Origin of the sequence: Pseudomonas sp. PS02302, from assembly GCF_029959585.1 — a bacterium.
Taxonomy (GTDB): domain Bacteria; phylum Pseudomonadota; class Gammaproteobacteria; order Pseudomonadales; family Pseudomonadaceae; genus Chryseomonas; species Chryseomonas aestiva.
This window is the reverse complement of sequence record NZ_JASCON010000057.1, coordinates 24,025-33,584: the sequence shown is the minus strand read 5'-3', so window position 1 is coordinate 33,584 and position 9,560 is coordinate 24,025. Positions and strand designations below refer to the sequence as shown.

10 protein-coding genes and 1 pseudogene are annotated in these 9,560 nt (G+C 65.7%); 8 read left to right on the top strand and 3 right to left on the bottom strand.

Going from position 1 to position 9,560, the window contains the following annotated elements:
* Nucleotides 1–193 precede the first annotated feature (193 nt).
* The 5 genes and pseudogenes from QMX82_RS26115 to QMX82_RS17950 form a co-directional block, all read left to right on the top strand.
* Nucleotides 194–733, top strand: a pseudogene (locus tag QMX82_RS26115) (MCP four helix bundle domain-containing protein); the annotation flags it as partial.
* A 30-nt stretch (nt 734–763) separates the two neighbouring features.
* Entirely contained in the window at nt 764–1,819 is a 1,056-nt protein-coding gene (locus QMX82_RS26110) for a methyl-accepting chemotaxis protein (protein ID WP_405046456.1), read from the top strand.
* A 142-nt stretch (nt 1,820–1,961) separates the two neighbouring features.
* Entirely contained in the window at nt 1,962–3,587 is a 1,626-nt protein-coding gene (locus QMX82_RS17960; protein ID WP_187980783.1) for a methyl-accepting chemotaxis protein, read from the top strand.
* A gap of 97 nt (nt 3,588–3,684) precedes the next feature.
* On the top strand, nt 3,685–4,317 hold the full coding sequence (locus QMX82_RS17955) for an HAD hydrolase-like protein (RefSeq protein ID WP_282286081.1): 633 nt from the start codon (nt 3,685–3,687) through the stop codon (nt 4,315–4,317).
* A gap of 10 nt (nt 4,318–4,327) precedes the next feature.
* Entirely contained in the window at nt 4,328–4,738 is a 411-nt protein-coding gene (locus tag QMX82_RS17950; protein WP_282286080.1) for a DUF2141 domain-containing protein, read from the top strand.
* Between the two features lie 733 nt (nt 4,739–5,471).
* Here QMX82_RS17950 and trpA read toward each other — a convergent pair.
* Both trpA and trpB read right to left on the bottom strand, forming a co-directional pair.
* Nucleotides 5,472–6,278 (bottom strand): tryptophan synthase subunit alpha, encoded by an 807-nt coding sequence (gene trpA / locus QMX82_RS17945; RefSeq protein WP_282286078.1) that lies wholly within the window; start codon nt 6,276–6,278, stop codon nt 5,472–5,474.
* The gene (trpB, locus tag QMX82_RS17940) at nt 6,275–7,483 is read right to left on the bottom strand and encodes a tryptophan synthase subunit beta (RefSeq protein WP_158890092.1); all 1,209 of its coding nucleotides are present in this window, start codon (nt 7,481–7,483) and stop codon (nt 6,275–6,277) included. The genes trpA and trpB overlap by 4 nt, the downstream gene beginning before the upstream one ends.
* A gap of 92 nt (nt 7,484–7,575) precedes the next feature.
* On the opposite strand from trpB, the gene QMX82_RS17935 reads away from it, so the two are divergent.
* Nucleotides 7,576–8,472 (top strand): LysR family transcriptional regulator, encoded by an 897-nt coding sequence (locus QMX82_RS17935; RefSeq protein ID WP_282286072.1) that lies wholly within the window; start codon nt 7,576–7,578, stop codon nt 8,470–8,472.
* A 39-nt stretch (nt 8,473–8,511) separates the two neighbouring features.
* On the opposite strand, the gene QMX82_RS17930 is transcribed toward QMX82_RS17935, so the two are convergent.
* A complete protein-coding gene (locus QMX82_RS17930; protein ID WP_007160170.1) occupies nt 8,512–8,835 on the bottom strand; it encodes a DUF883 family protein in 324 nt (107 codons plus the stop codon).
* A 219-nt stretch (nt 8,836–9,054) separates the two neighbouring features.
* On the opposite strand from QMX82_RS17930, the gene QMX82_RS17925 reads away from it, so the two are divergent.
* Nucleotides 9,055–9,270 carry a dodecin gene (locus QMX82_RS17925; RefSeq protein ID WP_158890086.1) on the top strand — a complete coding sequence of 72 codons (216 nt, stop codon included), beginning with the start codon at nt 9,055–9,057 and terminating at the stop codon, nt 9,268–9,270.
* A 44-nt stretch (nt 9,271–9,314) separates the two neighbouring features.
* Entirely contained in the window at nt 9,315–9,542 is a 228-nt protein-coding gene (locus QMX82_RS17920; RefSeq protein ID WP_208693302.1) for a DUF1161 domain-containing protein, read from the top strand.
* Nucleotides 9,543–9,560: the final 18 nt, after the last annotated feature.

Below are 9,560 nucleotides of genomic sequence, written 5' to 3'. Positions count from 1 at the left end.
TGGTCAGCGGCGACTGACGTGTCGCTGAGATGATCCTTCCGTGGAGCCGCAAGGGCTCCACGGAAGTCTGCAAATGTCCGACCTTTCCTATAGTGCGAGCTTTTGCCGCACCCGTCCTAGAGCCTTTTCGCCAAATCATCACCTAAAGTTGTGACCCTGTTCGCATTCCGAACTCTCCTCCCAGCAGGCCGTCATGACTCTTCGATCCTTGTCCATCGCTACCCGCAACCTGCTGTGCTTTGGCATCCTGGCGGTCCTCGTCGCGGCGCTCGGACTCTTCGGCTGGTATCAGCTGTCCGAGATCCGTCAATTGGGTCATCAGGTGGAGCAGCGCTACATCCCGACCCTGATCGCGGCCGACAATCTGAGTCTGCTGGTGGCCCGTACGCGCATCGAGACCCTGCGTCTGCTGGCCATGCCCGATGCCCAGACCCTGGCCAGCACCCGCCAGAAGCTGGACGGCCTGAGCACCGAGGTCCAGGCCATCTTCGGCCGCTATCAGCACGAACTGCTGTCGACGAAGAGCCGCTCCGCGCTGGACGAATTGCGCCAGGTGCAGCAGAGCTACATGCAGGGCGTGCAGCAAATCGCCGATCTGGCCGGTGCGGGTCAGCTCGACCAGGCGCGCCAGGTGGTGCGGCAGAGCATGGGTCCGCTGGGTACGCGGATGAACGCCTGCATAGAGACGCTCCGTCAGGCCGTCGAGCAGGACATTCACGCCGCCAGCGCGGATGCCGATGAAGCCTATGCGCGCTCCAACAACGTGACCTGGCTGGCCATCCTGGTAACCCTCACCCTCACCGGCCTGCTGGCCTGGCGCCTGACGCGCAGCGTGGCCAACCCCATCGCCCAGGCGGTAGCGGCGGCCCGCACCATCGCGACGGGAGATCTGACCCAGGCGCTGGACAGCCGTGGCCACGACGAGGCGGCGCAGCTGCTGCAGGCCATGCAGCAGATGCAGGGCCAGTTGCGCGAGACCCTGGGGCATATCGGCGACTCGGCCAGCCAGCTGGCTTCCGCCGCCGAGGAGATGACCGCGGTCATGCAGGAAAGCGCCACCGGCCTGCAACAGCAGAACAACGAGATCGAGTCGGCGGCGACGGCCGTCACCGAAATGAGCCAGGCGATCGAGGAGGTCGCCGGCAACGCCTCCTCCACCTCCAATGATTCGCGCCAGGCTGCCGATACCGCGGTTCAGGGGCAACGTCAGCTGGGCGATACCCTTACCGCCATCGAGGCCCTCACCGAGCAGGTCCTCGGTGCCAGCGCCCGGGCTCGCGAGCTGGAAACCCAGACGCGTGACATCAGCCAGGTGCTGGACGTGATCCGCTCGGTCGCCGAACAGACCAACCTGCTGGCACTGAACGCCGCCATCGAAGCGGCGCGCGCGGGCGAGGCCGGTCGTGGCTTCGCCGTGGTGGCCGACGAGGTGCGCGCCCTGGCCCATCGCACCGGTGAGTCCACCCGTGAGATCGAGGGCATGATCGGCAACATCCAGCAGGGTACCGGCCAGACCGTCGATGCCTTGCTGACCAGTGCCGACCAGGCGCGCCAGACACGCGAGCAGGCGCAATCCGCCAATGCCGCCCTCGCCGTCATCGCCCAGTCGGTCGCAGGCATCGACGAGCGCAATCTGGTGATCGCCAGCGCTGCCGAAGAACAGGCCCAGGTGGCGCGCGAAGTCGACCGCAACCTGGTACGCATTCGCGACGTGTCGGTGCAGACCGCGGCGGGTGCCGAGCAGACCCGCGCCTCCAGCCAGCAACTGGCGGCGCTGGCCGCGACCCTCAGCGGCCAGGTGCGGCGCTTCCAGTTCTAGCCGTGATCGAGGATGGCGACTGGCCAGCCCTGCTCGCCCGTCGCCGTCCTCTGCGCGAAGATCAGATTTAAGACGAATGACCATCAAGTCACGGCGGCCCTAGCCGTTAAAGGGAGCCTCATTCTTCACCGGGGCTGCCGCCGTGACCTTTCGTTCCTTCTCCCTCGCCATTCGCAGTGTGTTGTGTTTCGGCCTGCTGGCCATCCTCGTCGCCAGTCTGGGCCTGTTCGGCCTGCTGCAACTGTCGCAGATCCGGGCCCAGGGTCAGGTGATCGAGACCAACAACGTGCCTAGCATCGTCGAAGCCGACAACCTTGCCCTGCAACTGGCCCGCACCCGGGTCGAGGTGCTGCGCCTGCTGGCCATTCCGGACGCCGCCACCGTCGCCAACACGCGCAAGAAGATCGACAGCATCAATGCCGACATCGGCGCGGGTTTCAGTCGCTATGAAAAACTCGTCAGCAGCGATCGCGAGCGCCAGGCCTTCGATGCCCTGCGCCAGATCCATGGCGACTATGTCCGCTACACCGCGCAACTGGCCGACCTCATCGGCGCCGGCAAGCTCGACGAGGCCCGCAGCCTGATCCAGACCAGCATGGCCCAGCTCGGCGTGCAGATGAACGAGCGCACCGAAGCCCTGCGCAAGATCAACCAGGAAGACATCAAGGCGGCCTCCCAGCACTCCGGCGACACCTATGCCCAGGCTACTTCCATTACCTGGATGGTCATCGCCCTGGCCTTGGGTCTGACCGTGCTGCTGGCCTGGCGCCTGACCCTGAGCATGACCCGGCCCATCGCCGAGGCCGTCGCCGCCGCCCGGACCATCGCCAGCGGCGACCTGACCCAGACCCTGGACACCCGCGGTCACGACGAAGCCGCCCAGCTGCTGCAGGCCATGCAGCAGATGCAGACCAATCTGCGCGACACCCTGGGGCACCTGGGCCATTCCGCTACCCAGCTGGCCTCCGCCGCCGAGGAAATGACCGCAGTCATGCAGGAGAGCGCCCACGGCCTGCAACAGCAGAACAGCGAGATCGAGATGGCGGCCACCGCCGTCACCGAGATGAGCCAGGCGGTGGACGAAGTGGCCGGCAACGCCACCTCTACCTCGTCCGAATCGCGTCAGGCCGCCGATACCGCGCGCCAGGGCCAGCGGCAGCTGGGCGATACCCTGGGCGCCATCGAGGTGCTGACCGAGAACGTGCTGGGTGCCAGCGAACAGGCCCGCCAGCTGGCCGAGCAGACCCGCAACATCAGCCAGGTGCTGGACGTGATCCGCTCGGTCGCTGAACAGACCAACCTGCTGGCGCTCAACGCCGCCATCGAAGCCGCGCGTGCCGGTGACGCCGGTCGCGGCTTCGCCGTGGTCGCCGACGAGGTCCGCGCCCTGGCCCATCGCACCGGCGAATCCACCCGCGAGATCGAAGGCATGATCGGCAGCATCCAGCAGGGTACCGGGCAGACCGTCGATGCCTTGCTGACCAGCGCCGACCAGGCGCGCCAGACCCGCGAGCAGGCGCAGTCGGCCAACGCCGCCCTGGCCGCCATCGCCCAGTCGGTGTCGGGCATCGACGAGCGCAACCTGGTGATCGCCAGCGCCGCCGAAGAGCAGGCCCAGGTGGCCCGCGAGGTGGATCGCAACCTGGTGCGCATCCGCGATCTGTCGGTGCAGACCGCCGCCGGTGCCGAACAGACCCGCGCCGCCAGCCAGCAGCTCTCCGAGCTGGCAGTGGAGCTCAACGGCCAGATCCGCCGCTTCCGCGTGTGACCTGTCCGGCAGGGACACCCCTGCCGGATCCCGTCGCGGTGGCAAAACCGGGAGGCGACCGCTACGCTGGCGCCTTCGACCACCGCGCCTCTCTCGCATGAGCTATCGCTACGTCATCTTCGACTTCGACGGCACCCTGGCGGACAGCCTGCCCTTTCTCCTGAGCTGCCTGGGCGAGCTGGCGCGAACCCATGGCTTTCGCCAGCCAACCGCCGACGAGTGGCCCCGGCTGCGCGCCGCCTCCCTGACCGGTCTGCTCGACAGCCTGGGGATCCCTCTCTGGCAGGTGCCACGCATCGCCCGGCACTATCGCCGGCTGCTGGCCCAGCGGGGCGATCAGGTCCTGCCCTTCGCCGAGATTCCCGCCACCCTCGACCGCTTGCAGGCCAGCGGCCTGCAGCTGGGCCTGGCGACCTCCAATTCCGCCGCGGCCGTCCACCAGGTACTGCCCCAGGCCGGACGTCTGTTCCCCGCTGGCGAATTCGACATCCCCCTGCTGGGCAAGGCCCGACGCCTGACCCGCCTGCTGCGCCGCCAGGGTGTCGCGCCGGCCGATGCGCTCTATGTGGGCGACGAGCTACGCGACCTCCAGGCCGCGCGCCGCGCCGGTCTGGGCTGCGCGGCCGTGGCCTGGGGCTATGGCTGCCCGGCGACACTGCGCGCGCAGCGCCCCGATCTCTTCTTCGAACAGCCGGCCGAGCTGCTGCGGCTGACGCCCTCTCCCTGCTGAAGGAATGCCCATGAAGTCTCTGTTGCTGGTCGCTGGTCTCTGTCTGAGCGGTCTCTTGCACGCCGCCGAACTGCAGGTGCGGGTCGAGACGGTCGACGCCTCGGGGGGCCAGCTGCTGCTCGCGGTGTTCGACAGCGAAGCGGCCTGGAAGGAGCACAAGACGCCGGTGGCTCAGGCCCATCTCGCTGCGCAGGCGGGTGCCCAGGAACAGCGCTTCGAGCTGCCGCCCGGGCGGTATGCCGTATCGGTCATCCACGACAGCAATGGCAACAGCCAGCTGGACACCAATTTCATCGGCATGCCCACCGAACAATACGGCTACAGCAACAATCCGCCGCTGCGCATGCGCATGGCCACCTTCGAGGAATGCGCCTTCACCCTGCCGACCGCGGGTCTGCGCCAGCAGGTGACGCTGCGCTAGGTCATGCCTGTCATGCACAGGCTTCCAAACAGAAAATCAACAGAGTTATCCACAGGGCTTTTAGCGTCGATCGCTGAGACCGGCGCTGAACAGACGTGGATAACTCCTTGGGATGGCAGCAGAAATCCCTTGACTTGGGAATATCCCGGAAAACTGGTCATTATTTGATCGATTCTCTGCAAGCCGCGCCAGCTCTGGCCTCTGGCACTAGACGAACAACCTATCCACAGCCCTATGCAGCTCTATTGTGGGTTGTGGAAAACACCCGAAAGCGGATTGATCATTTTTTGTACGATCCTCTGTAGGCCTTGCCAGCCATGGCGTACAGGCTAGGTCCCACATCTTTTCCACAGGCACGCACACAGCAGATGTGGGAAAACCCGGAGGTCGAGTCCGCTTTTGGCTGTTCGAGTACGGTGAATCGAATTGGCTATTTATTGAGCAATTTTACTCAGGCAACCCCCTGATCGGTTGCTGACAACTTGCCCAGGGCTTATCCACAGCCTTTACCTGTCAGGCAATGACGGCAAAGCGGTGCGGTGTTCGCAGCCTGACCTTGCGGATCAAGCCGTAACGGATTCGATCAACAGGCCGAGTACCCGTCCAGCCCTTCTGGCACGCGGTTCTTCGTTGAAAGCGAACAGACTGCCCACAGGGTTATGCACAGCTTGCAGGTTGTCCAGGCATAAAAAAGACCGCTCCAGGCGGTCTTTTTTCCAGCGTGGACAGATGCCTAGCGCGCGGTGCGCACGCTGTCCGACAGCTGCTTGCAGAGGCCAAGCACGCCGTCGATGGCCGCGCCCGTGGACTCGGCCTTGGCGATCTGATCGACGAACGCCGAGCCCACCACCACACCATCGGCAATGCGGGCGATCACCCGGGCCTGCTCGGGGGTACGGATGCCGAAGCCAACGGCCAGGGGCAGGTCGGTGAAGCGGCGCAGACGCGCCACGGCGGCCTCCACGTGTTCGGTGGTGGCCGAGCCGGCACCGGTCACGCCGGCTACGGACACGTAGTAGACGAAGCCGGAGCTGGTGTTGAGCACGCGCGGCAGGCGGGCGTCATCGGTGGTCGGGGTGGTCAGGCGGATGAAGTCGATGCCGGCGGCCTGGGCCGGCAGCGCCAGTTCGGCGTCGTGCTCGGGCGGCAGGTCGACCACGATCAGGCCATCCACGCCCGCTTCGGCGGCTTCCGCCAGGAAGCGCTCCACGCCATAACGATGGATGGGATTGTAGTAGCCCATCAACACCAGCGGCGTCTCGCCTTCCCCACGGCGGAAGTCGCGCACCATCGCCAGGGTCTTGGCCAGATTCTGGCCCGCCTGCAGGGCCCGCAGGGCAGCGGCCTGGATGGCCGGGCCGTCAGCCATGGGGTCGGTGAAGGGCATGCCCAGCTCGATGACGTCGGCACCGGCCGCCGGCAGGCCCTTGAGGATGGCCAGGGCGGTGTCGTAGTCCGGATCGCCGGCGGTGGTGTAGGTGACCAGGGCCGCACGGCCCTCGGCCTTCAGCGCGGCGAAGCGGGTTTCCAGGCGGCTCATAGCTTGTCTCCCAGGTGACTCATCACGGTCTGCATGTCCTTGTCGCCACGGCCTGAGAGGCAGATCACCATCAGGTGGTCCTTGGGCAGGTGCGGCGCGCGCTTGTAGGCCTCGGCCAGGGCGTGAGCCGTTTCCAGCGCCGGGATGATGCCTTCCAGACGGCAGGTCTGGTGGAAGGCCTTGAGCGCCTCGTCGTCGTTGATCGGTACGTATTCCACGCGCTTCACGTCGTGCAGGTGGGCGTGCTCCGGACCGATGCCGGGATAGTCCAGGCCGGCGGAAATGGAGTGGGCGTCGATGATCTGGCCATCGTCGTCCTGCAACAGGAAGGTGCGGTTACCGTGCAGCACCCCGGGTACCCCGCCGTTGAGGCTGGAGGCATGCTTGTTGGTGTCGACGCCGTGGCCGCCGGCCTCGACGCCGATGATGGCGACGTCCTGGTCATCGAGAAATTCGTGGAACAGGCCCATGGCATTGGAGCCACCGCCCACGCAGGCGATCAGGCTGTCGGGTAGGCGTCCTTCCTTCTCCAGGATCTGCGCACGGGTCTCGCGACCGATCACCGCCTGGAAGTCGCGGACCATGGCCGGATAGGGGTGCGGACCGGCCACGGTACCGATCAGGTAGAAGGTGTCGGCGACGTTGGTCACCCAGTCACGCAGGGCCTCGTTCATGGCGTCCTTGAGGGTGCCGGTACCGGACGTGACCGGAATCACCTCGGCGCCCAGCAGCTTCATGCGGAAGACGTTGGCCTGCTGGCGATCGATGTCGGTGCTGCCCATGTAGATGACGCAGGGCAGGCCGAAGCGCGCAGCGACGGTAGCGGTGGCCACACCGTGCATGCCGGCACCGGTCTCGGCGATGATGCGGGTCTTGCCCATGCGCTTGGCCAGCAGGATCTGGCCAATGCAGTTGTTGATCTTGTGCGCGCCGGTGTGGTTCAGCTCTTCGCGCTTGAGATAGATCTTGGCGCCGCCGAAGTGCTCGGTCAGGCGCTCGGCGAAGTACAGCGGATTGGGCCGACCGACGTAGTCGCGCTGGAAGTAGGCCAGCTGCTCGAGAAACGCCGGATCCTCCATGGCGGTCTCGTATTCGCGCTGCAGATCGAGGATCAGCGGCATCAGGGTTTCGGCGACATAGCGACCACCGAACTGGCCGAACATGCCTTGAGCGTCGGGGCCCTGGCGATAAGCAAACTGGGTCATGGGATTCTCCTGCGAAGATGGATCTACCTTACCTGCTTGAGTGCCGCTGATAAATCGATAAGATCGCGATGACCCGTCAGGAAATCTCACAGATGAGCGATCCCCGCGACCTGCCCCCGCTGAATGCCCTACGCGCCTTCGAGGCCACCGCCCGTCTGGGTGGCATGAGTCGCGCCGGGGACGAACTGCACGTGACCCATGGTGCCGTGAGTCGCCAGATCCGTGCCCTGGAGGAACAGTTGGGGGTGGCGCTGTTTCGCCGCGAAGGCCGGGGGCTGGCGCTGACCGAGGCGGGGCTGCGCCTGCGCGAGGTGAGTGGCGAGGTCTTCGAGCGCTTGCGTGAGGTGAGCGCGGAACTCAAGGCCGGCAGTCGCCGGGGGCCATTCGTGCTCGGCTGCCCGGGCAGCCTGGTGGCGCGCTGGTTCATTCCGCGGCTGGATCGCCTCAATCGCGATCTGCCGGAGCTGCACCTGCACCTCTCGACCCGTACCGACGACACCCCGCTGGCCGCCGCCGGGCTGGACGCCAGCCTGCTGTTCACCGAGACGGCGCCGCCACAGGACGTGCTGCCCTATCACCTGGCGCCCGAGCGCATCGGGCCGGTACTGAGTCCCTACTGCCCGGCCTATCTGCGGCTCAGGGAAGGCGATCTGCAGGCCTTGCTGGGCGAACGGCTGCTGCACACCCTGTCGCGGCCCCAGGCCTGGCCACAGTGGTTCGCCACTCAGGGCCTGGAGGCGCCGGTGCTGAATTACGGGCAGGGCTTCGAGCACCTCTATTACCTGCTGGAGGCGGCGCTGTCAGGATTGGGCGTGGCGATCGCGCCGGAGCCACTGGTGGCGGCGGATCTGAAGGCGGGCAGACTGGTTGCGCCCTGGGGCTTTGCCGCGACGGGTGCGGAGTTGGCGCTGTGGGCGCCAGGTCGGCTGGCGGATGAGCGGGTGGAGCGGTTGGCGGCCTGGCTCAGAACCGAGCTGGCCGAACGCTAGCGCCCGAGGCATCGCGCAGGATGCCTCGGACTGCCGCGATCAGTGGTCGCCGCGCAGCAGTGCCCAGCCAACCAGGACGGTTACGCCAGCGGCGATACCGACAGTGGCCCAGGGATGTTCGCGAGCCACGCCACTGGCGGCGCGACCGTACTGGCGGGTCAGACGACGCACGTCGTCATAGACTTCTTCCAGCGAATCGCCCGAGTGATGCAGGGCTTCGCGAGCGGTGCTCTTGAAGGAATTCAGGCTGCTGCGGGATTCGCGTGCAGCGTTCTTCTTCAGCGATGCCAGCGAGTCGAGCAGGCTGTTGATTTCGTTCTCGATGCTGGCGATGGACGCCTGGTAATCGGTGTTACGGGCCATGACAACCTCCTGGGATGGACGGATTCAGGAAATGTGACTACCGAGGCGTTGGAAAGTGCTGCAAAGCGGTGGGCGAGAGCCTTGGCAGTGAACTTATCGGGGCCTTTCGCGGCCTCAAATGTCAGAAGCACCCTTCCCGGCGAGTCGACCGCGACACCGGTCAACGCGTTGCCGGCTATCCGCTGCAGCGCCCGTCATTGCTGAACCCAGGAGATTTTCATGTCCGATCATCACACCTACAAGAAGCTGGAAATCGTTGGCTCTTCCACGACCAGTGTCGAGGACGCCATTAATAATGCCCTCGCCGAGACTTCCAAGTCGGTGAAGAACATGGAATGGTTCGAAGTGGGTGAAATCCGCGGTCATATCCAGGACGCAAAGGTGGCGCACTATCAGGTCACCCTGAAGATCGGCTTCCGTATCGAAGCCAGCTGAGCAGCTACTCAAGACCTCCCTCCCCTCGCAAAAGGACAGGCAAGATGCGTAGAGTCGTGATCACCCTCGGTTTGTTGGCCCTGAGCAGCGGTGCTTTCGCCGCTGGTACCTCGTGCGACACGGTCAAGGCCGATATCGATGCCAAACTGCAGGCCAAGCAGGTAGCGCACTACAGTCTCGAGGTGGTGGACAAGGGCAGCGCCAGCGCCTCCGCCAAGGTGGTAGGCAGCTGCGCAGGCGGTAGCAAGGACATCGTCTACCAGCGTCGCTAGGTCGCTGACCGCGAGGCG